Annotated in this window: 19 protein-coding genes, 1 tRNA gene and 1 pseudogene; 7 read left to right on the plus strand and 14 right to left on the minus strand. The window is 64.6% G+C overall.

The genetic code is table 11. The features are described 5' to 3' along the window. Nucleotides 1-49: 49 nt before the first annotated feature. From E6B08_RS07925 to E6B08_RS07935, 3 genes are all read right to left on the minus strand, one after another. On the minus strand, nucleotides 50-1021 hold the full coding sequence (locus E6B08_RS07925) for a magnesium and cobalt transport protein CorA (protein ID WP_136913516.1): 972 nt from the start codon (nucleotides 1019-1021) through the stop codon (nucleotides 50-52). A gap of 63 nt (nucleotides 1022-1084) precedes the next feature. Next, nucleotides 1085-1807 carry a lysophospholipid acyltransferase family protein gene (locus tag E6B08_RS07930; protein ID WP_136913517.1) on the minus strand — a complete coding sequence of 241 codons (723 nt, stop codon included), beginning with the start codon at nucleotides 1805-1807 and terminating at the stop codon, nucleotides 1085-1087. A 245-nt stretch (nucleotides 1808-2052) separates the two neighbouring features. Further along, nucleotides 2053-2742, minus strand: a complete 690-nt coding sequence (locus E6B08_RS07935) for a crotonase/enoyl-CoA hydratase family protein (RefSeq protein ID WP_136913518.1) — start codon at nucleotides 2740-2742, stop codon at nucleotides 2053-2055. Between the two features lie 298 nt (nucleotides 2743-3040). On the opposite strand from E6B08_RS07935, the gene E6B08_RS07940 reads away from it, so the two are divergent. Further along, nucleotides 3041-3130 (plus strand) — tRNA-Ser (locus tag E6B08_RS07940). Nucleotides 3131-3291: 161 nt separating this feature from the next. Here the strand turns inward: E6B08_RS07940 and E6B08_RS07945 are convergent. The 6 genes from E6B08_RS07945 to E6B08_RS07970 form a co-directional block, all read right to left on the minus strand. Then, nucleotides 3292-5427, minus strand: coding sequence for a TonB-dependent siderophore receptor (locus tag E6B08_RS07945; RefSeq protein ID WP_136913519.1), 2136 nt, complete (start codon nucleotides 5425-5427; stop codon nucleotides 3292-3294). 173 nt (nucleotides 5428-5600) lie between these two features. Then, the gene (locus E6B08_RS07950) at nucleotides 5601-5975 is read right to left on the minus strand and encodes a hypothetical protein (RefSeq protein WP_136913520.1); all 375 of its coding nucleotides are present in this window, start codon (nucleotides 5973-5975) and stop codon (nucleotides 5601-5603) included. 70 nt (nucleotides 5976-6045) lie between these two features. Further along, on the minus strand, nucleotides 6046-7236 hold the full coding sequence (locus tag E6B08_RS07955; RefSeq protein ID WP_136913521.1) for an MFS transporter: 1191 nt from the start codon (nucleotides 7234-7236) through the stop codon (nucleotides 6046-6048). 47 nt (nucleotides 7237-7283) lie between these two features. Beyond that, complete coding sequence (locus E6B08_RS07960; RefSeq protein ID WP_136913522.1) at nucleotides 7284-8033, minus strand: 3-oxoacyl-ACP reductase family protein; 750 nt, start codon at nucleotides 8031-8033, stop codon at nucleotides 7284-7286. A gap of 337 nt (nucleotides 8034-8370) precedes the next feature. Further along, nucleotides 8371-8841 carry a GreA/GreB family elongation factor gene (locus E6B08_RS07965; RefSeq protein WP_136917350.1) on the minus strand — a complete coding sequence of 157 codons (471 nt, stop codon included), beginning with the start codon at nucleotides 8839-8841 and terminating at the stop codon, nucleotides 8371-8373. After that, nucleotides 8841-9236, minus strand: coding sequence for a hypothetical protein (locus E6B08_RS07970; RefSeq protein WP_136913523.1), 396 nt, complete (start codon nucleotides 9234-9236; stop codon nucleotides 8841-8843). Before E6B08_RS07970 ends, E6B08_RS07965 begins: the two co-directional genes overlap by 1 nt. Nucleotides 9237-9368: 132 nt before the next feature. Between E6B08_RS07970 and earP the strand changes: the two genes are divergently transcribed. Next, a complete protein-coding gene (gene earP, locus E6B08_RS07975) occupies nucleotides 9369-10502 on the plus strand; it encodes an elongation factor P maturation arginine rhamnosyltransferase EarP (protein ID WP_136913524.1) in 1134 nt (377 codons plus the stop codon). 48 nt (nucleotides 10503-10550) lie between these two features. Beyond that, the gene (gene efp / locus E6B08_RS07980) at nucleotides 10551-11120 is read left to right on the plus strand and encodes an elongation factor P (RefSeq protein WP_013971530.1); all 570 of its coding nucleotides are present in this window, start codon (nucleotides 10551-10553) and stop codon (nucleotides 11118-11120) included. A 59-nt stretch (nucleotides 11121-11179) separates the two neighbouring features. Here the strand turns inward: efp and E6B08_RS07985 are convergent, their stop codons facing one another. The 3 genes from E6B08_RS07985 to E6B08_RS07995 form a co-directional block, all read right to left on the minus strand. Then, entirely contained in the window at nucleotides 11180-11608 is a 429-nt protein-coding gene (locus tag E6B08_RS07985; protein WP_136913525.1) for an organic hydroperoxide resistance protein, read from the minus strand. Nucleotides 11609-11751: 143 nt separating this feature from the next. Next, entirely contained in the window at nucleotides 11752-12207 is a 456-nt protein-coding gene (locus E6B08_RS07990; protein WP_136913526.1) for a MarR family winged helix-turn-helix transcriptional regulator, read from the minus strand. Nucleotides 12208-12264: 57 nt separating this feature from the next. Further along, nucleotides 12265-13218: a LysR family transcriptional regulator gene (locus E6B08_RS07995; protein WP_136913527.1), complete on the minus strand. Its 954-nt coding sequence runs from the start codon at nucleotides 13216-13218 to the stop codon at nucleotides 12265-12267. 113 nt (nucleotides 13219-13331) lie between these two features. Here E6B08_RS07995 and E6B08_RS08000 point away from each other — a divergent pair, with 113 nt between their 5' ends. Then, nucleotides 13332-14081: a sulfite exporter TauE/SafE family protein gene (locus tag E6B08_RS08000; protein WP_136917351.1), complete on the plus strand. Its 750-nt coding sequence runs from the start codon at nucleotides 13332-13334 to the stop codon at nucleotides 14079-14081. 103 nt (nucleotides 14082-14184) lie between these two features. On the opposite strand, the gene E6B08_RS08005 is transcribed toward E6B08_RS08000, so the two are convergent. Further along, nucleotides 14185-15036: a LysR substrate-binding domain-containing protein gene (locus E6B08_RS08005; protein ID WP_136913528.1), complete on the minus strand. Its 852-nt coding sequence runs from the start codon at nucleotides 15034-15036 to the stop codon at nucleotides 14185-14187. A gap of 97 nt (nucleotides 15037-15133) precedes the next feature. Here E6B08_RS08005 and E6B08_RS08010 point away from each other — a divergent pair, with 97 nt between their 5' ends. Beyond that, on the plus strand, nucleotides 15134-15352 hold the full coding sequence (locus tag E6B08_RS08010; RefSeq protein WP_136913529.1) for a DUF1127 domain-containing protein: 219 nt from the start codon (nucleotides 15134-15136) through the stop codon (nucleotides 15350-15352). Nucleotides 15353-15497: 145 nt separating this feature from the next. Here the strand turns inward: E6B08_RS08010 and E6B08_RS08015 are convergent, their stop codons facing one another. Further along, nucleotides 15498-16844: a class II 3-deoxy-7-phosphoheptulonate synthase gene (locus E6B08_RS08015; protein ID WP_136917352.1), complete on the minus strand. Its 1347-nt coding sequence runs from the start codon at nucleotides 16842-16844 to the stop codon at nucleotides 15498-15500. Between the two features lie 118 nt (nucleotides 16845-16962). Here E6B08_RS08015 and E6B08_RS08020 point away from each other — a divergent pair, with 118 nt between their 5' ends. Both E6B08_RS08020 and E6B08_RS08025 read left to right on the plus strand, forming a co-directional pair. Then, a complete protein-coding gene (locus E6B08_RS08020) occupies nucleotides 16963-17718 on the plus strand; it encodes a spermidine synthase (RefSeq protein ID WP_136913530.1) in 756 nt (251 codons plus the stop codon). 416 nt (nucleotides 17719-18134) lie between these two features. Next, nucleotides 18135-19848, plus strand: a pseudogene (locus E6B08_RS08025) (DEAD/DEAH box helicase). Nucleotides 19849-19942 lie beyond the last annotated feature (94 nt).

Below are 19942 nucleotides of genomic sequence, written 5' to 3' on the forward strand. Positions count from 1 at the left end.
TGTAGGAGCGGCCTTGTGCCGCGATGGGCCGCAAAGCGGCCCCGGCGATCTACAGCCAACCCGACCGCTTGAAGCTCGCATACAGCCCCGCGCACCCCAGGCCAATGACCCCCAGCACGGTGAAATACCCATAGTGCCAGCCCAGCTCGGGCATGTTCTGGAAGTTCATCCCATAGATCCCGGCAATCGCCGTGGGGAAGGCCAGGATCGCGGCCCAGGCTGCGAACTTGCGCTGCACGATGCTCTGCCGTGATGCCTCCAGCAGCATGCCGATCTCGATGGTCTGGCTGGCGATGTCGCGGATGCTCGCCAGGTCTTCCATCTGCCGCGTGACGTGGATCTGCACATCGCGAAAATACGGGCGCATGTTCTTGTCGATGAACGGAAAGCTCAGGCGCTGCAGTTCTTCGCTCACCTCGACCATCGGCGCCACGTAGCGGCGCAGGCGCAGGATGTCGCGTCGCAGGCTGTGCAGGCGCTGGATGTCTTCTTCCTGGAGGGAGTTGCTGAGCACGCTCTGCTCCAGCTCCTCGATCTCGCCATGAATGGCTTCGCTGACCGGCTGGTAGTTCTCGGTGACGAAGTCGAGCAGGGCGTAGAGCACGAAGTCCTCGCCGTGCTCGAGCAGCAATGGCCGCGCCTCGCAGCGCTGGCGCACCAGGGCGTAGGACTTGGAGTGGCCGTTGCGGCAGGTGATGATGTAGCCGTTGCCGGCGAAGATATGGGTTTCGATGAATTCCAGCCGACCTTCGTGGCGCACCGGTGAATAGGTGACGATGAACAGTGCGTCGCCGAAGGTTTCCAGCTTGGGTCGGCTGTGCTTTTCCAGGGCGTCCTCGATGGCCAGTTCGTGGAGGTGGAACTGGCATTGCAGATTGGCCAGTTCCTCGGCGTTGGGTTCTTCCAGGCCGATCCATACGAAGTGCCCGGGCTTGCTCGCCCACTCGCTGCCTTCATCGATGCTGATGTTGGTGACTTTCCTGCCGGCGCTGTACACCGCCGCTGCGACGACTCGACCCATGGTTGTCCGCTTATTCGGTTGAACACGCCCTACAGCTTGGTCGGTTCGCGGCGCGAGGGCAACTCAGCGCGGGTTGGCCAGCTCGCTTTCCATGCGTTCGATGCTCTGTTGCATCTGCGCGCGGCATTGTTCGATCAGCGCCGGGATGTCTTGCTGGGTCATGCCAGCCGTGCTGATCGGTGGCAACGAGCGCACGATCACCGTGCGCCGGCGCCAGCTGTTCAGGCTCAGGCGCCGGGCATAGCGGCTGACGCACACCGGCACGATCGGCACGCCGGCGGCGATGGCCATGTGAAACGCGCCTTTCTTGAATGCCAGCAGTTGCACGCTGCGGTTGCGCGTGCCTTCCGGAAAGATCCAGATCGAGGTGTCGTCGCGCAGGATTCGCGTGGTCAGCTGCAGCGCCTTGCGGGCCTGGTAGGCGTTGCTGCGATCCACCAGCACGTTGCCGCCGAGCCAGAACAGCTGGCCGAACAGCGGGATCCAGCCCAGGCTCTTCTTGCCGATGGCGACGGTGCGTTGGGGTACCACGTGACCGAGCACGAACAGGTCGAAATTGGACTGGTGGTTGGCGATGATCACGCAGCCGGGCGGCTGGTCCCACAACGGGCCGACCTCGGCCTTGACCCGCAGGCGCATGAGCCAGGTTGCCGGCAGGCTGTAGAGGCGGGCGAAGAGGCGGCTGTTGTCAGGGTTGAAAGGGCGGCACAGACCGATCAGCAGGCCGACGACGCCCACCAGCAGAAAATGTACGGCCAGCAGGAACATGCGAAGCGAATAAAGCATGATACGACTCACACCAGACAGTCGCGGTGCAGTGTACGACTGTGCACTGTCTGGGGCAAACCTTGCGTCCGGGGCAGTACAGAGCGGCCTTGTGGGAGCGGCCTTGCGCCGCGATGGGCTGCGCAGCAGCCCCGGCTATCTACCGTGTTGCCGAGATATTGGGGCCGCTGCGCGCCCCATCGCGGCGCTAGGCCGCTCCTACACGGGGATCGTGGCAAGTCCAGGGGAATCGCGGTGGCCAGGTTTCAGCCCGTGTATTCCTGGTCCCGAATGATCGCGTCGTCCAGCTCGTCGAGCAATGCCTTGCGCACCTTCAGCTTGGTGTTCTTGTGCGCCAGCATGTTCAGTTTCTTCAGCTCGCGCGCGGCGGCCAGGGCGGTTTCATGCAGTTGCTCGGCTGGCACCACGCGGTCGAGGAAGCCGGCTTGCACCGCCGCCTGTGGGTCGAACACCTCGGCATTGTTCACCGAACGCTGGAAGGCCGCGCGGCCCAGACGATCACGCGCCAGGGCGATGCCGGCGTAATGCATGGTCATGCCGATCTGCACTTCGTTCAGGCAGATCTTGTACGGCCCCTCGACGCCGATGCGGTAGTCCGCCGACAAGAGCAGGAAGGCCCCCTTGGCCACGGCATTGCCCGGGCAGGCGACCACCACCGGGAACGGGTGCGACAGCAGGCGGCGCGCCAGGGTGGAGCCGGCGGTCACCAGCCCGACCGCTTCCTTGGGGCCGCTGGTCATTACCTTGAGGTCGTAGCCGCCGGAGAGAATGCCGGGCTGGCCGGTGATGATCACCACCGCACGTTCCTGCACGGCGCGGTCGAGCGCGGCATTGAAGGCGATGATCAGGTCTGGCGAGATGGCGTTGACCTTGCCGTTGTTCAGGGTCAGGGTGGCGATGCCATCTTCGGCGTGGTAGGTAATCAGCTCGCTCATGACAGAGTCCTTTGGGTGGCGACGTTGCGTGGTCCCGACGTTACCCAGCGCTGCGAGCCAGGTAAAGCGGCAAGGTTGACTGGCCAGTCAGCGTTTGGGCTGCATGCCTTGACGCGTCGGGGCAGGGCATTTGCCGTTGGTAAAAGCGCAGGCTTGATTGGCAGCTTTGCCCTGATAACCCCATGTTTTTGTAGGGTTGGCTTAAACACATGAAATTTCTGAAAAAAATGCTTGCCAAGTGAAAGGTGTTCCACTAAATTAGCGCGCCTCGACAGGCTGAACAGCTTGAAGAGAAAACGGTGAAGTGTCCGAGTGGTCGAAGGAGCACGCCTGGAAAGTGTGTATACGAGAAATCGTATCAAGGGTTCAAATCCCTTCTTCACCGCCACATTCCGAAAAGCCCCCGTGCTCAAAAGCGCGGGGGCTTTTTGCTTTTGTGGGGCTTGTGCAGGCCCTATCGCCGGCAAGCCGGCTCCTACGGGTTATGCCGAGCTCGCTGTAGGAGCCGGCTTGCCGGCGATAGGGCCGCGAAGCGGCCCGACCTGCCCCTCAGAACTCCACCGAAGCCGACAACCGCGCCGTCCGCGGCGCCCCCTGGAACAGGTAGTTGTCCCCCAGGTAATCGCCCACGTCGCGCCAGTAGCGCTTGTCGAACAGGTTGTCCACGGTCAGCCGCAGCGTCGTGTCATACCCAGCGATCCGCGTCCGGTAGCGGCTGCCGACATCGAACACGGTATACCCGCCCACCTCGACGTTACCCGCCTGGCTCGCGTACTTGCTGGCGCTGTAGCGGGCCCCGGCAAGCAAGGCCAGGCCCGGCACCGGCAGGCTGTAGTCGGCTTGTACCGCCGCCCGCAGGCGCGGCACGTTGATCGCCTGATGCCCTTCGTAGTCCTCGGTGCCGCTGTTCTTCACCCGCGCGCGAATCGCCGCGGCGCTGGCCTGCACCTGCAGTTTCGAGGTCAGCCAGCCGCTGGCGCCCAGCTCCAGACCGATGTTCTTCTGCTGGCCCTGCTGCACATAGACGAAGTCACTGCCTTGCGGCTTGGCGTACTGGTACGCCTGGCGGATCTGGAACAGCGCGGCACTGAAGCTCATGCCCTGCCAATCGCGCTTGATGCCCAGCTCCAACTGGTGCGACAACGTCGGGGCGAGGATTTCACTGGCGTTGGTGGCGTACCACGGCGCCGTGCCGCCGGCCGACAGGCCCTTGGCATAGCTGGCGTAGAGCGTGGTGTCCGGGCGTGGCGTGTAGATCAGCGCGGCATTGGGCAGCAGTTGGTACTGCTGGGTATGGCGCCCGGCGTTGCCGTCCTCGTCCCAGGTGCGTTCGTCCAGGCGTACTTCGCGGGCACCGACCAGGGCCTGCCATTGGTCGTTGAAGGTGATGCGGTCGCTGGCGAACAGCCCGTACTGTCGGCTGTCCAGGCGTCGCTCGCTGCTGCCGATGGGGTTGCTGGAAGGTTCCAGGTTCGGCGCGCCGGTGTAGAGGTTGCCGCTGCCTATCAGCTCGTTGTAATAAGGCCGCTGATCCAGGGTGCGGCGCTGGGCACTGGTGCCGAGGGTCAATGCGTGTGCAACGCCCATGGCATCGAAGCGGCCATCGAGGGTGGCCTGGACCTCGTCGGTTCGGCGGGTGTCGTCAGGGCTGCGGAAATCGTAGATGTCGTAGTCACCTTCCGGGCTGAAATGCGACTGCCAGCCGCTTTCGCTGCCCCAGGCAAACGAGCTGTAGTCGTCGATCACCACCTGGCTGCGCGAGGCGCTCAGCGTGCCGCTCCAGGTGTCGTTGAAGCGGTACAGGAAGCGCCCGCCAAGGTTCAGCGAATCGTTCTGCACCGGTTTTGCCCAGTGCTGGTAGGCCAGGCGGTCGTCTGGGTCGATGCCATGCGGTACTTCGCTGCCGCCCAGCAATTGGTAGCCCGGCACCGAGCGTTGTTCGCGGTGCTGGTACTCGGCGTCCAGCTGCAGGGTGGCGTCGGGGTTGATCTGCCAGTCGAAGGCCAACGAGGCGAAATCACGCTTGCCATCGGCATGGTCGACGTAGGAACGGATGTCTTCGTGGGCGAGGTTGACCCGCAGGCCGAACTGTCGCTCGCTGCCGAACCAGCCGCCGAGGTCGGTGGCCAGGTAGCGCTCGCCTTGTTCGTTGGTCGATACCGTCACACTGCGCACGTCGGCAGCGCGCTTAGTCACGTAGTCGATCAGCCCGCCGGGTTCCGACACGCCGTTCTGCAAGCCTGACAGCCCCTTGAGCAACTCGACCTGCTGCTTGTTCTCCAGTGCCACGTTCTGCTCGCCGACGATGGTCCGGCCATTGATCCGGTAGCTGCTGGCGGCGTTCAACTCGAAGCCGCGTACGTTGAAGTTTTCGTAGTAGCCGATCGGGGCGTAGCTTTCGCCGACCGAGGCATCGCTCTGCAAGACCTCGCTGAGCAGGCGGACCTGGCGGTCCTTGAGCAGTTGCTCGCCGAACACGCTGATCGAAGCCGGTGTGTCGAGCAGTGGCGCTGGCTGAAAGCCACCCACTGATGCCTGCTGCACTTGGTAGCCATCGTCGACGGCGCTGCCTTGGACCTCGATGGGCGCCAACTGCACGCTGTCTTCGGCCAAACCATGGGGGCTGTGCAGGGCCAGGCCCAGGCTGAGCAGGCTCAGGGGCAGGCGGGGGCGATGCAGGGGCATGCGGTGGAGCTCCTAGGCGGGATATCGCGCCGGCCCCTTCGCGGGTAAACCCGCTCCTACAGGCATACCCGCGCCCTGAAGAGCGGTGGTGATTCTGTAGGAGCGGGTTTACCCGCGAAGAGGCCGGCGCAGACAAAAGGCGCCCATCTTATCAGGCGCCCCCACAAAGGCTCCTACAGCCCAGGCCGCTGCCGCTGCCGCCAGGTGTCGTCGATCTTCGACCAGGTCTTGCCATCGGTGCTGGCCATCAGCTTGCGCCCATCCTTGAACGTTGCCAAAAAGGTCGCTTCCTCCTTCTGCCCACCCAGCCACAAACCCGCCAGCAACCCCAGTGGCCCTGCCACCAGTGCCCCGGCCATGCCCCAGCCCAGGGCCGTGCCCAGGCTGCGGTTGGTCTCCAGGCTGGCCAGGCGCAGATCGCTGACCCGGGCCAGGGAAATGCGCTCGCCCGGCGAGGGGCTGCGCAGGGTCTTGAGGGTCAGTGATCCGTTGCGAAACTCACCTTCACCCTGCAAGAAATCGCCAGATTGCACTGTGAGCCTGGTCATCGTTCGTCCCCTCGGAGAGCGGCTGTCGGCTAGCGCCTACTGAGCTCCGCGAGGCCAGGCAAGTCAACCGTCATACGACAGAGTGCAGCGCCCGTTTGCGCTTGGCTTCAGCCAGGCACCATACCAGCAGTGCGAGGGTGCCGATCGTCAGGCCGGCCACGACGATGCCCGTCCAGCCCTGGTGCTGGAACAGCTGCGTGCCCAGCAGCGAGCCCAGCGCGCCACCGATGAAGTAGCAGGTGATGTAGCCTGCGTTCATGCGTGTACGTGCCTGCGGGCGCAGGGCGATCACCGCGTTCTGGTTGCTCACGTGCACCAACTGCACCGCCAGGTCCAGCAACAGCACCCCGACCAGCAGCGCGGCCAGTGAATGTTCGGCGAACCCCAGCGGCACCCACGACAGCAGCAGCGCCCCCAGGCCCACGGTAGTACCCAGCGGGCCCTTGCCGCGGTCGGCCAGGCGCCCGGCCCAGTTGGCCGAGAGTGCGCCCGCCGCGCCAGCCAGGCCGAACAGGCCGATCACCGCGTCGGAATACTGGTAGGGCTCGCGGGCCAGGAGAAACGCCAGCGGCGTCCAGAACAGCCCGAACAGGCTGAATGCCAACAGACCAAGCAGCGAGCGCAGACGCAACAGTGGTTCTTCACAGAACAGGCGGAATACCGAGCCGATCAGCGCCGGGTACTTCATGCCGGCGTGGTTGTGATGGCTTGGCAGGCTGCGGTAGAGCGCGATGGCACTGAGGCCCATGAGGACTGCCGCCAGCACGTAGATGCTGCGCCAGCCACCGAGTTCGGCCATGAAACCGGCGGCGGTGCGCGCCAGCAGGATGCCCAGCAGCAGGCCGCTCATCAGCGTGCCCACGGCGCGTCCACGCTGGTGGGGTTCGCTCAGGGTCGCGGCCAGTGGTACCAGAATCTGCGCCACCACCGAGAACAGCCCGGTCAGCGCTGTGCCGAGGATCAGCCAGGGCAGGCTCGGCGCGCAGGCGCTGATCACCAGGCCCAGGGCGGAAAGGGTGGTCATGATCACGATCAGCCGGCGCTGTTCGAACAGATCGCCCAAGGGCGCCAAGAGCAACAGGCCGGCGCCGTAACTCAGTTGCGCGGCGATGACGATGCTGCCGGCGCTGGCGGTACTCAGGCCGAATTGCTCGGCGATGCTGTGCAGAAGGGGTTGGGCGTAGTAGTTGCTGGCCACGGCCAGGCCGGTGGCCACGGCCATCAGCAGGATCAGCCCGCGGCTGAGGGTAGGGGAACTCATGTGTCTCTCGTGATCAGAAGGAATTTGGGGCGCGAGGCCCCAGTTTATCAGGCTGCGAAGCCACCATCGGCAGTCAGGCTGGCGCCGGTGATGTAGCCGGCCTCCGGCCCTGCGAGGTAGGCGACGAAACTGGCGATTTCATCCGCTTGCCCATACCGCCCGATGGCCATCAGCGGGATCAGGCTGTCGGCGAATTCGCCGCTGGCTGGGTTCATGTCGGTGTCCACCGGGCCAGGTTGCACATTGTTCACGGTGATGCCCTGTGGGCCCAGGTCGCGGGCCATGCCGCGGGTCAGGCCGACCAGGGCCGACTTGCTCATGGCATAGGGCGCGCCGCCGGCGAACGGCATGCGCTCGGCATTGGTGCTGCCGATGTTGATGATGCGCCCACCCTGGCCCAGGTAGCGCGCGGCGGCCTGGCTGGCGACGAACACGCTGCGTACGTTGATGGCCAGCATGCGGTCGAATTCGGCCAGGTCGAACTCGGCGACCGGTGCCACGGCCAGCACGCCGGCATTGTTGACGAGGATGTCGAGGCGTCCGAAAGCCTTCACGGTGTCGTCCACCGCCAATTGGATCGCGGCGGCGTCGGCACTGTCGGCGCGCAGGGCCAGGGCTTGGCCGCCAGCGGCCTTGACCTCTTCGACCAGGGCCTCGGCCGGGCCTGCAGAGCTGATGTAGGTGAAGGCGACCTGAGCCCCTTCGCGGGCCAGGCGCCGGACAATGGCCGCGCCGATACCGCGTGAGCCACCTTGGACGAAGGCGACTTTGCCTTCGAGGGTAAGTTGCTTGGACATGCTGATCTCCTGCTGGAAGCAAGGCCGGATGCCTTGGATGCGCAGTATCGACCGCTGATTGCCTGCTGAATAGAGCAGTTTGCCGAGCGGGGGGTGGCGGGAGGCTAGCGGGGTGCGCTGACACTGCTCCGCGATGGTCCGTCACCCCGCCACCACCGCCGTGCCAACACAATTCACGGTAGGAGCGGCCTTGCGCCGCGATGGGCCGCAACGCGGCCCCAGGATCCGGGACGCGACGAAGATCCGGGGCCGCTTCGCGCCCCATCGCGGCACGAGGCCGCTCCTACATGGACAGCGCGAGTCCTGTAGGAGCGGGTTTACCCGCGAAGAGGCCCGTTCAGGCTACATCAATGACATAGAACACCTGCGTCCCCAGCCCCACCTCATCATCGACCTTCTTGCCCAGCAACTGCTGCCCCAAGGGTGAACGCGGCGTAATCACCGTCACCAGCCCATCCCCTTCGCCAATCTTCAGCCCCGCCGCCTCGGGCCCGAGGAACAGCAGGCGCTGCTCGCCCTGTTCATCTTCGAGGGTCACCAGGTTGCTGACCTGCACACCCCGCGCCGGGTCGTAATCACGCAACAGCAGTTGCTGGTAGGTGAGCAGCGCCTGGCGGATCTCGGCCGTGCGCCGGGCCTGGCCGGTCGCCAGGTAGGACGCCTCCAGGCCAAGGGTGTCGTACTTGTTCTCGGCGATGTTCTCTTCGGCGGTCGCTGCCTCGTAGGCCGTCTGGGCTGCCCGGCGCAACACCTCCATGTCGACTTCCAAGGCGGTGACGATGCGCGCGAGCAGGGTGATCTTGTCCATCATCGGTAGCAGAACTCCAACACGTTGGCCTGGCTCTTGTCGGTCGGCGCGGTGCGGTTTTGCTGCAGCCAGAACTGGCACTTGGGGCTGTTCAGGTTGCGTGGGTTGCCTTGGGCGGCGTCGGCGGCCTGTTGCAGCGCCTGCTGGTGCAGGATGTCCTGGTAGCGTTCGAACATCTGCGCCTGGGCGTCGGCTGCAGGCGCTGCCGGTGGTGCCGGGCGGGCCAGGGCGGGCGCTAGCACGGCGGCTACCGGCTGCGCCTGTTCCGGCCACAGGCGCAGGGCCAGCCAGGTGCTCACTGCCACCGCTACGGCGCCCAGCCACAGGCCAAGGGCCACGCAGAGAATCAACTGCATGGGCTTGAGGGTAATCTTCAGTTCACGCGGGCGCGGCATGGCGGCCTCCTGGCAAGGCGAGTCGAGCGCTATTGTCGCACGCCCCCTGGCGGTTTTTTCAGAGGCGGTGCTTTAACCCACGATAAATTATGCGCAGAATTCGCGGTTTACCCGAGGGCAAGGGCAGGGCACATGAAAACCACCTGGGACATCTTCTGCACGGTCGTCGACAACTATGGCGACATCGGCGTCACCTGGCGCCTGGCCCGGCAACTGGCAGCCGAACATGACCTGGCGGTGCGCCTGTGGGTGGACGACCTGGCCGCCTTCGTGCCGCTGTGCCCCGCTGCCGATGCCAGCGCTGCCCAGCAATGGCAGCAAGGTGTCGAGGTGCGTGCCTGGCCGGCCGACTGGCAGCCAGCCGAGCCTGCCGATGTGGTCATCGGCGCCTTCGGTTGCCAACTGCCTGCAGCCTACATCGAGGCCATGGGTCAGCGGTCGACGCCTGCCCTGTGGCTCAATCTCGAGTACCTGAGTGCCGAGGATTGGGTCGAGGGCTGCCATGGCTTGCCATCGCCTCAGCCGGGCGGCCTGCGCAAGGTGTTCTTCTTCCCCGGCTTCACGGACAAGACCGGTGGCCTGTTGCGCGAAGGCACCTTGCTGGCGCGCCGGGCCGCGTTCGCAGCCGATCCCGGCCAGCGCGCCGCGTTTCTGGCCGGGCTGGGCGTGCACCCCGAGGCCGACGCTCGGCTGATCTCGTTGTTCGCCTACGAAAACGCCCAGCTGGGTGGCTGGCTCCAGGCCCTCGCCAGCGACACCCGCCCCAGCCATCTACTGGTGCCGCAAGGGCGAATCCTCGGTGACCTGTGCACCTGGCTCGGCGAGGATGCGCTGGCGGTGGGGGCGCTGCGCCAGCGCGGGTCGTTGACGGTGCAGATCCTGCCCTTCGTCAGCCAGGACGATTACGATCGGTTGCTCTGGTGCTGCGATTTCAATGCCGTGCGTGGCGAGGATTCGTTCGTTCGCGCGCAGTGGGCGGGGCGCCCGTTGCTGTGGCACATCTACGTCCAGGAAGAGAACGCCCACTGGGAAAAACTCGAAGCCTTCCTAGCGCTTTATCGCCAAGGTTTATCGGAAGATGCCGGGGAGGCACTGGTGGCGTTGTGGCGGGCCTGGAACATGCATCGCGACATGAATCAGGCCTGGCGCGCCGTGCTGGCGCACTGGGATGAACTACAGGTGCATGGCCGCCAATGGTGCGCCAATCAGGCCGCTCAGCCGGACCTTGCCATGAAGCTGGTACAGTTTTACCGAAATTGGCTATGATACGCGGCCTCGATTTTTATAAATCCATCCAGATTCGGATACTTCGTAATGAAAACTGGTAAAGAACTGAAACCCGGTACCGTACTGCGTATCGACAACGACCCGTGGCTGGTACAGAAAGCTGAGTTCACCAAGTCGGGCCGTAACAGCGCGATCATGAAGACCAAGCTGAAGAACCTGCTGACCGGCTACAAGACCGAAACCGTCTACGGTGCCGACGACAAGCTGGACGACGTGATCCTGGATCGCAAAGAAGCGACCCTGTCGTTCATCAACGGTGACGAGTACACCTTCATGGACACCACCGACTACACCATGTACGAGCTGAACGCCGAAGACATCGAGGCCGTTCTGCCATACATCGAAGAAGGCATGGAAGACGTCTGTGAAGCCGTGTTCTTCGAAGGCCGCCTGGTATCGGTAGAACTGCCGACCACCATCAGCCGTCAGGTCGTCTACACCGAGAACGCTGCTCGCGGCGACACCTCGGGCAAGGTGATGAAGCCTGCCAAGCTGAAGAACGGTACCGAGATCTCGGTTGCCGACTTCATCCAGATCGACGAGTGGATCGACATCGACACTCGCGACAACAGCTTCAAGGGCCGTTCCAAGAAGTAATTCTTCTTGCGACGAGCATGAAAAACCCGGCCTTGGCCGGGTTTTTTTGTGCCTGCGGTTTACACCGTCACGTGCAACCGCACATCCACGTTGCCACGGGTGGCATTGGAATAAGGGCAGACCTGGTGCGCTTTTTCCACCAGCCCTTCGGCATCGGCCTGGGCCAGGCCCGGCAGGTTGATGTGCAGGTCGATGTCCAGGCCGAAACCACCGGGGATCTGGCCGATGCCGACCTTGGCAGTGATAGAGGCGTCGGCCGGCAGGGCCTTTTTCGCCTGGCCGGCGACGAACTTCAGTGCCCCGATGAAGCAGGCCGAGTAGCCGGCGGCGAACAACTGCTCGGGGTTGGTGCCTTCACCACCCGCGCCGCCCAGCTCCTTGGGCGTGTTCAGTTTGACTTCCAGCTTGCCGTCGCTGGAGCGGGACTTGCCGTCGCGACCGCCGGTGGAGGTGGCTTCTGCGATGTACAGCGGAGTGACCTTTTGCATCTTGAGCCTCGCTAGTGTGCTGTGCGCCCGGCGTAGTCCGGGTCGTCTCAGGTGGGTGCGGGATTTAAATTAGCGCGCAATTAGTTTGCGCGCAAGATAAATTATCTGCCGTTCATCCGAGCGGCCATTTCACAGCGTAGTCGTCAGAGCTTTTTTTGCAGGTTGTCGCGTAGTTCGAGCAATTCGGCTTGCAGCTGACGCAGGCGTTCGCCGGTCTGTCCGCTGGCTTCGAGGATGCACTGCGGTACACGCTTGGCGTCTTGGCGCAGGGCCTGGCCCTTGTCGGTCAGTTGCACCAGCACTACGCGCTCGTCTTCGCGGCTGCGGGTGCGCTTGAGCAGGCCTTCGCTTTCCAGGCGCTTGAGCAGCGGGGTCAGCGAGCCCGGGTCGGTGAGCAGGCGCTGGCTGATTTCCCCGACGGTGAGGCCATCCTGTTCCCACAGCACCAGCATCGCCAGGTATTGCGGGTAGGTCAGGCCCAGGGCCTGCAACAGCGGTTTGTAGACCTTGGTCATGAGCAACGAGGTCGAGTGCAGGGCGAAGCAGACCTGGTTGTTCAACAGCAGCTCGTCACAGGGGGCTTGTATGTCGGCGTTCATGCAGGTCCTTGAATTCGATCAGATGAGAATCTAGCACGCTGATGGTTGGCGCGCTCACTACCAACGTAATTCGCTGCGCAGCGCCAAGTCCCAAGGTGGGATCGGGCTGAACCGGCTCTTGAGGAATTCGAGCAACAAACGGCTGCGAGAGTTCGTTTCATGTTCCAGGCGCAGTGCATAGATGCCGCTGGTTTCTGCTTCGGGTAGGCCATCCAGGCAAAAAAGCGGGACCAGTTCGCCGCGCAGCAGGTACTCGCTGACCAGCCAGGTGGGCAGGTGAGCGATGCCCAGGCCTCTAATCGCGCCGAACAGCAGCGTCTCGGCATTGTTGGCGGTCATGCGCATGCGCGTCGGCTTGTACACGCGGGCCTGGCCGCCCACGTTGAAGCGCCAGGCGAAGGGTGGCGCCAGGCCGGCCCAGTCGAGGCCATCATGGCCCGCCAGCTCGCTGGGGCAGGTGGGCATGCCCCGGCTGGCCAGGTAGGCGGGGCTGGCGCAGGCGATGCGCACCATGTACGCCAGTGGCGTGGCCACCAGGCGGGTGTCGGCCAGAGGGCCGGCACGTAGCACCAGGTCGACTTCGCCAAGATGGCTGCCGCGCAGGTCGACGAAGCTGTCGATCAGGCGCAGTTGCACGTCCAGGCCTGGGTAGGCCACCAGGAAGTCGGCGATCGCCGGAGCCAGGTGGCGGCGGCCGAAGGGGGCGGGGGCGTCGACGCGGATCAAGCCTTCCGGCGCGTTGCTCAGCGACACCGCCTCGGCGCGGGCCAGGCGCAACTCTTCGATGATGCGCCTGGCGCGTTCGGCGAAGGCGTTGCCGGCCGGCGTGGCCCGCACGGCGTGGGTGCTGCGGGTGAACAGACGGCTGCCCACGGCCTGTTCCAGGCTGTCGATGCGCCGGGCGACTGCCGACGGCGTCAGTGGATGGCGGCGGGCAGCGGCGGAGAAGCTGCCGGTTTCGAGCACGTCGAGGAACAGGCTCAGTTGGTCGGTCAGGGTGTCGGGGCTCATGGGTACCGTGCTTATGCATGAAACGCAAAGCCATTGTGCGCTGCTGTGCGTTTCCCTGCCAGGCCGCAGTCGTTAGCATGCTCGCATTGATAACGCAGGTGGATGAGGCCCTGATGATCGAGTGGTTGATGTATATCGTGCTGGGCGCCGGCCTGGGGACCATGGGTGGTTTGTTCGGCATTGGCGGCGGGTTGATCGCCATTCCGGCGCTGGGGGTATTGTTCGGCCTGGACCAGCAACTGGCGCAGGGTACCGCGCTGGTGATGGTCGTGCCTAACGTGCTGCTGGCGCTGTGGCGCTACCACCAGCGCATCCGCATCGAGTTGCGCCATGCGTTGCCGCTGTCGCTGTGTAGCTTCCTGTTCGCCTGGCTGGGGTCGATTTTCGCGGTGGGGCTCGATGCCCACTCGATGCGCCTGGGGTTCGTTGGCTTCCTGGTGGCGCTGGCGGTGTGGAACGTGGCGCGGATGTTCCTCAAGGTTGCCCCGGCCAGCAACGAGCTGCGCTATGCCTGGCCATGGCTGGGCGTGCTGGGCAGTTTCGCCGGGGCCATGGGCGGTTTGTTCGGCGTGGGCGGGGCAGTGGTGGCCACGCCGATCCTGACCAGCGTGTTCGGCACTACCCAGGTGGTGGCGCAGGGCTTGTCGCTGGCGCTGGCGGCGCCCAGTACCACGGTGACGCTGGTGACCTATGGGCTGCACCACAGTGTCGACTGGAGTATCGGGATACCGTTGGCCATCGGTGGGTTGCTGAGCATCAGTTGGGGGGTGAAGCTGGCTCATGCGCTGCCGGAGAAGGTGTTGCGGGGGATGTTCTGCGTGTTCTTGGTGGTGTGCGCGGTGATGTTGGCTTACGAGCTTTGAGGGGGCAGGGGGCCGCTTTGCGGCCCAATCGCGACGCAAGGCCGCTCCCACAGGCCGCTCCCACAGGTTGTTCCACAATGGTCGCGGGGGCTTGCGGGGTGGATCACTGGAACCCTTCGACGATGTACTCGGCCATGCAGTCGGTGATCGGCGACTGGCTTTGCGTATTGCGCAGCAGCATCACATTGGCCAACGGCAATTGGGGCAACCCCTCGCTTTCCCCGAGGATGCGCACGTTGCCGCCGATCAGGCTCTGCAGCTGCGCGGTCACCGCCAACCCGGCCGTGACCACGGCGAAGATCGCCGCCAGGCTGGGGCTGGTGTAGGCGATGCGGTAATCGATGCCCTGGGCTTCCAGGGCATTGCAGGTCCAGGCCCTGCAGAAACAATCGGTATTGAACAGCGCCAGCGGCATGGGCCGTTGCTCGTGCGGGCAGAAGCCTTCGGCGGCCGCCCAGACCAGGCGCTCCTGGCGCAGTAGCTGGCCCACCTCGTTGCCCGGCTCGCGGGTGACGATGGTCAGGTCCAGGTCCTGGCGCAGCATCAGCTGCTTCGACGAGTCGCAATGCACCTCCACCTGCACCAGCGGGTAGGCCTGGGCGAAGCTCGACAGGATGGTCGGCAGGAAGCGCATGGCGTAGTCGTCCGGCGTACCGATGCGCACCAGGCCGACCATGTGCGGCATGCGCAGGGTGTTGAACACCTCGCCATGCAGCTTGAGGATGCGCCGGGCATAGCCCAGCAGCACTTGCCCCTCGGCGGTCAGGCGTACCTGGCGGCCATCGCGCAAAAACAGCTGGCGCTGCAGGATGTCCTCCTCCAGGCGCTTCATCTGCATGCTCACCGCCGACTGGGTGCGGTTCACCACTTCTCCGGCACGGGTGAAGCCGCCTTGCTCGGCGATGGCGACGAAGGTACGCAGCACGTCCGCGTCGAGGCTCTGGTACTGGGACATTGCATCAATCTCCGAGATGGATCGCATCAGAAACATTCGTTGGATTGATCTTAAGCCCACGCCGAAACTGAAGCCATCAAACACGGAGGGCTTCACGATGAAAGGTCATGTCAGCAGCATCCAGCAACCTGCATTCTCTTTCACCCACCTGTGGCAAGGGGCGTACCGGCGTGTGGCGCGCTGGCACCAGTTGTATCGCCAGCGCCGCGAGTTGGCCAGCCTCAGTGATGCGACACTGCAGGACCTGGGCTTGAGCCGTGCCGACATCATGCAGGAGGCCGATCGGCCGTTCTGGGATGATCCTCTGCGCAAATGAAGGGAAGCCCGGGTGCAAGTGCCGGCCCTTTCGTGGCGGTTCGGCGCCCCGACAAGCCCGCGCCCACAGGATCAGCGCCGACCTTGGAATCGGCGCTGATCCTGTGGGAGCGGGCTTGTCGGGGCATCGAACCGCCGCGAACGATTTAGCGCCGGACTTGCTTCAAGGTCTCGGCAATCAGGAATGCCAGCTCCAGCGACTGATCGGCATTCATGCGCGGGTCGCAGTGGGTGTGATAGCGATCGGACAAGGCGTCTTCGGTGATCGGCCGGGCACCCCCAATGCATTCGGTGACGTTCTGCCCGGTCATCTCGATATGAATCCCGCCGGCATGGCTGCCCTCGGCCTGGTGCACCTGGAAGAACTGCTTCACTTCGTCGAGGATCTGCGCGAAATCGCGGGTCTTGTAGCCGCTGCTGGCCTTGATGGTGTTGCCGTGCATCGGGTCGGAGCTCCACAACACCTTGCGTCCCTCGCGCTCGACGGTGCGGATCAGCCGCGGCAAGTGCTCGCCGACCTTGCCGGCGCCCATGCGCACGATCAGGTTCAGGCGGCCTGGGTCGTTCGATGGGTTGAGGATGTCGATGAGGCGGATCAGCTCCTCGGAGTCCATGCTTGGGCCGACCTTCACCCCGATCGGGTTGTGCACCCCGCGCAGGAACTCGACGTGGGCGCCGTCGAGCTGGCGCGTGCGGTCGCCGATCCACAGCATGTGCGCCGAGCAGTCATAGTAGTCGCCGGTCAGGCTGTCGCTGCGCACGAAGGCTTCTTCATAGTTGAGCAGCAACGCCTCGTGGGCGGTGAAGAAGCTGGTTTCGCGCAGTTGCGGGGCGCTGTCCAGGCCGCAGGCGCGCATGAACGCCAGGGTTTCGTCGATGCGGTTGGCCAGTTGGTGGTACTTGTCGGCCAGCGCCGAGTTGGCGATGAAGTCCAGGTTCCACTTGTGCACCTGGTGCAGGTCGGCGAAGCCGCCCTGGGCGAAGGCGCGCAGCAGGTTGAGGCTGGCGGTGGCCTGGTGGTAGGCCTGCAGCAGGCGTTCGGGGTCGGGTACGCGGCTCTTGGCGTCGAAGCCGATGCCATTGACGATGTCGCCGCGGTAGGCGGGCAGGGTGATGTCGCCGATGGTCTCGTCATTCGCCGAGCGTGGCTTGGCGAACTGACCGGCCATGCGTCCCACCTTCACCACCGGGCAACCGGCGGCAAACGTCATCACGATGGCCATTTGCAGCAGCACCTTGAAGGTGTCGCGGATCTTCGCCGCCGAGAACTCGGCGAAACTCTCGGCGCAGTCGCCGCCCTGCAGCAGGAAGGCGCGCCCTTCGGTGACCTCGGCGAACTGTCGGCGCAGCTCGCGCGCCTCGCCGGCGAACACCAGCGGCGGGTAGCTGGCCAAGGTCTGCTCGACCCGCGCCAGGTGCGCGGCGTCGGGATAGGTCGGTTGCTGCTGGATCGGCAGGGCGCGCCAGCTGTCGGGGCTCCACGGGTGGTTCATCACAGGCTCGATCAGGTAGGGAATAGGCTTGCCTGCCATGTTAACAGCTGGCGCTGTGCTTGTTGCATCGAGGGCGTTGACGGACAATGCGCGTTTTACGCGGGTGGATGGCGAGTACATGGCGACGGAGCGGGAAGAGCGGCTGTTGGCTCGGGTCGAGGATGCCTTCGGCGTCATCAGCGTGTACGAGGTGGAGGACTATCGCTTTCTCGAGTTCGGCGATGCCATCGAGCAAAGCTGCGTGTTCACCGCCGATCCCAGCTGGCTCGAGTACGACTACACCCGCGCCATGCTGGTCGGCGCGTTGTGCCATGAGCAACCGGAAAGCGCGTTGTTCCTTGGCCTGGGCGCCGGCACGCTGACCCAGGCGTGCATGAAGTTCCTGCCGCTCGAAGACATCGAGGCCATCGAGCTGCGCCCGGACGTGCCGCGCCTGGCCATGGAATACCTGGGCCTGGACGACGACCCTCGGTTGTACGTTCGGGTCGGCGATGCCCTGGACCTGCTGCCCACGGCGGAAAAGACCGACCTGCTGTTCGTCGACCTGTACACCGACCATGGCCCGGGCGTCGGGCACCTGGCCTGGACCTTCCTGGAAAACTGCCAGAAGCAGCTCAACCCCGGTGGCTGGCTGGTGATCAACCAATGGGCCAGCGATGACGGCCGGCCGCTGGGTGCGGCGCTGCTGCGCGGGTTGTACCTGCGGCATTACTGGGAGCTGCCGGTGAAGGAGGGTAATGTGATCCTGCTGGTGCCGGCGGATCTTGAGCAGCAGTTGGACCTGGACGGCCTGCGGGCACGGGCCGCGGCCCTGGCGCCGCGCTTGGGGTATAGCCTTGAGGGGTTGATTGGCGAGATCCGCGCGGCGACCTGACCTGTGTGGGAGCGGGCTCGTGTCGCGAAAGGGCCGCACAGCGGCCCCGGCCATCTCTGCGGCCATGCTGAAATCGGGGGCTGCGTTGCAGCCCTTTCGCGACACAAGGCCGCTCCCACCTCGATCGGGTTGGCTTCATGGGATTATCGTTTCAGCTCCGGGTTCCGGATGGCTCGAAAATGGTCTCCACAGGCAAAAAATTTCCTCACTGTCCCCGGCCAATTCAGGTATAGTACGCGCCGGTCTTTTAGCGGACCTCAAAATCAGGTGGTGCAAATCCTCCGAGTCCAGCTTCGGCTGCACGTCCGCTAGGCGGACTTTCCCAAGTTTTCTTTTTCAATCGTTTTCGCAAATCCCCGCCGCCAAAGCTGCCTGGGTGACCTTCTGGTCTTTCAAGGCATGTGCAGCTTTGGAGCATGGGTCTTTGCGGATGCACCTAGAGGCAGACCCATGACCCAGGAAACCGGCGGCTTCGCCGCTCTCGATCTCAATCCGAACATTGTTGCCGCCGTTCTGGCTACCGGCTACGAAGAGCCGTCGGCCATTCAGCAACAATCGATCCCGATCATCCTCGCCGGTCACGACATGATCGGCCAGGCGCAGACTGGCACCGGCAAGACCGCTGCCTTCGCCCTGCCGATCCTCAACAAGATCGATGTGAGCAAGCGCGAACCGCAAGCCCTGATCCTGGCGCCAACCCGTGAGTTGGCGCTGCAAGTAGCCACCGCTTTCGAAACCTACGCCAAGCAGATGCCAGGCGTGAACGTGGTGGCCGTATACGGTGGTGCCCCGATGGGCCCACAGCTGCGCGCTATCCGTAACGGCGCGCAAATCGTCGTGGCCACCCCGGGCCGTCTCTGCGACCACCTGCGTCGCGACGAGAAAGTCCTGTCCACCGTGCAGTACCTGGTACTGGACGAAGCCGACGAAATGCTCAAGCTGGGCTTCATGGACGACCTCGAAGTGATCTTCGATGCCATCCCGGCCAGCCGCCAGACCGTATTGTTCTCCGCAACCCTGCCGTCGTCGATCCGCTCGATCGCCGAACGTCACCTGCGCGAGCCCAAGCACGTCAAGATCCAGAGCAAGACCCAGACCGTTACCGCGATCGACCAGGCCCACCTGATGGTGCACGCCGACCAGAAGATCCCGGCTGTGCTGCGTCTGCTGGAAGTCGAGGAGTTCGACGCGCTGATCGCCTTCGTGCGTACCAAGCAAGCCACCCTGGACCTGGCCGCCGCGCTGGAAGCCAAGGGTTACAAGGCTGCCGCGCTGAACGGCGACATCGCCCAGAACCAGCGTGAGCGCGTCATCGACTCGCTCAAGGATGGTCGCCTGGACATCGTCGTCGCCACCGACGTCGCTGCCCGTGGCCTGGACGTACCGCGTATCACCCACGTGTTCAACGTCGACATGCCGTACGATCCAGAGTCCTACGTGCACCGTATCGGTCGTACCGGCCGTGCCGGTCGCGAAGGCCGTGCGCTGCTGCTGGTCACCCCGCGTGAGCGCCGCATGCTGCAGGTGATCGAGCGTGTGACCGGGCAGAAGGTCGCCGAAGCGCGTCTGCCGAACGCTCAAGCCGTGCTCGATGCGCGCATCAAGAAGCTGACCAACAGCCTGGCACCACTGGTTGCCGAAGCCGAAGCGACCCATGGCGAGCTGTTCGACCGCCTGACCGCCGACCTCGGTTGCAGCGCCCGTGCCCTGGCCTCGGCGCTGCTGCGCAAGGCCACCAATGGCCAGGCCCTGGATCTGGCCGCAGTCGAGCGCGAGCAGCCGCTGGTACCGAGCTTCGCCCCGCGTGGCGAGCGTACCGAGCGTGGCGAGCGCAGTGACCGTGGCGACCGTGGTGACCGCGAGCGTCGTGCACCGATGCCGCTGGCCGAAGGCCGCGTGCGTTGCCGTACCGCCCTGGGCGCCCGTGACGGTATCGCCGCCAAGAACCTGCTCGGCGCGATCCTCAACGAGGGTGGCCTGGCGCGTGACGCCATCGGCCGCATCCAGGTACGTGACAGCTTCAGCCTGATCGAGCTGCCGGAAGATGGCCTGGAGCGTCTGCTGTCCAAGCTCAAGGACACCCGCGTGGCTGGCAAGCAGCTGAAGCTGCGTCGCTACCGCGAGGATTGATCCTGGCGCAATGAAAAAATCCCCGGCCTAGGTCGGGGATTTTTTTTTGCCTGTGCCATTTTGGGTCTGCTCCGCAGCCCATCGCGACACAAGG

Origin of the sequence: Pseudomonas putida (assembly GCF_005080685.1) — a bacterium.
GTDB lineage: Bacteria > Pseudomonadota > Gammaproteobacteria > Pseudomonadales > Pseudomonadaceae > Aquipseudomonas > Aquipseudomonas putida_V.

Bases quoted from the DNA above. Each gene is read 5' to 3' on its own strand.
- E6B08_RS07950 (WP_136913520.1), bottom strand. From the start codon at position 5,975: ATGACCAGGCTCACAGTGCAATCTGGCGATTTCTTGCAGGGTGAAGGT.
- E6B08_RS07925 (WP_136913516.1), bottom strand. From the start codon at position 1,021: ATGGGTCGAGTCGTCGCAGCGGCGGTGTACAGCGCCGGCAGGAAAGTC.
- E6B08_RS07935 (WP_136913518.1), bottom strand. From the start codon at position 2,742: ATGAGCGAGCTGATTACCTACCACGCCGAAGATGGCATCGCCACCCTG.
- E6B08_RS07965 (WP_136917350.1), bottom strand. From the start codon at position 8,841: ATGGACAAGATCACCCTGCTCGCGCGCATCGTCACCGCCTTGGAAGTC.
- E6B08_RS07955 (WP_136913521.1), bottom strand. From the start codon at position 7,236: ATGAGTTCCCCTACCCTCAGCCGCGGGCTGATCCTGCTGATGGCCGTG.
- E6B08_RS08010 (WP_136913529.1), top strand. From the start codon at position 15,134: ATGAAAGGTCATGTCAGCAGCATCCAGCAACCTGCATTCTCTTTCACC.
- E6B08_RS07990 (WP_136913526.1), bottom strand. From the start codon at position 12,207: ATGAACGCCGACATACAAGCCCCCTGTGACGAGCTGCTGTTGAACAAC.
- E6B08_RS07960 (WP_136913522.1), bottom strand. From the start codon at position 8,033: ATGTCCAAGCAACTTACCCTCGAAGGCAAAGTCGCCTTCGTCCAAGGT.
- E6B08_RS07995 (WP_136913527.1), bottom strand. From the start codon at position 13,218: ATGAGCCCCGACACCCTGACCGACCAACTGAGCCTGTTCCTCGACGTG.
- E6B08_RS07970 (WP_136913523.1), bottom strand. From the start codon at position 9,236: ATGCCGCGCCCGCGTGAACTGAAGATTACCCTCAAGCCCATGCAGTTG.
- E6B08_RS07930 (WP_136913517.1), bottom strand. From the start codon at position 1,807: ATGCTTTATTCGCTTCGCATGTTCCTGCTGGCCGTACATTTTCTGCTG.
- E6B08_RS08000 (WP_136917351.1), top strand. From the start codon at position 13,332: ATGATCGAGTGGTTGATGTATATCGTGCTGGGCGCCGGCCTGGGGACC.
- earP (WP_136913524.1), top strand. From the start codon at position 9,369: ATGAAAACCACCTGGGACATCTTCTGCACGGTCGTCGACAACTATGGC.
- E6B08_RS08015 (WP_136917352.1), bottom strand. From the start codon at position 16,844: ATGAACCACCCGTGGAGCCCCGACAGCTGGCGCGCCCTGCCGATCCAG.
- E6B08_RS07945 (WP_136913519.1), bottom strand. From the start codon at position 5,427: ATGCCCCTGCATCGCCCCCGCCTGCCCCTGAGCCTGCTCAGCCTGGGC.
- E6B08_RS08005 (WP_136913528.1), bottom strand. From the start codon at position 15,036: ATGTCCCAGTACCAGAGCCTCGACGCGGACGTGCTGCGTACCTTCGTC.
- E6B08_RS07985 (WP_136913525.1), bottom strand. From the start codon at position 11,608: ATGCAAAAGGTCACTCCGCTGTACATCGCAGAAGCCACCTCCACCGGC.
- E6B08_RS08020 (WP_136913530.1), top strand. From the start codon at position 16,963: ATGGCGACGGAGCGGGAAGAGCGGCTGTTGGCTCGGGTCGAGGATGCC.
- efp (WP_013971530.1), top strand. From the start codon at position 10,551: ATGAAAACTGGTAAAGAACTGAAACCCGGTACCGTACTGCGTATCGAC.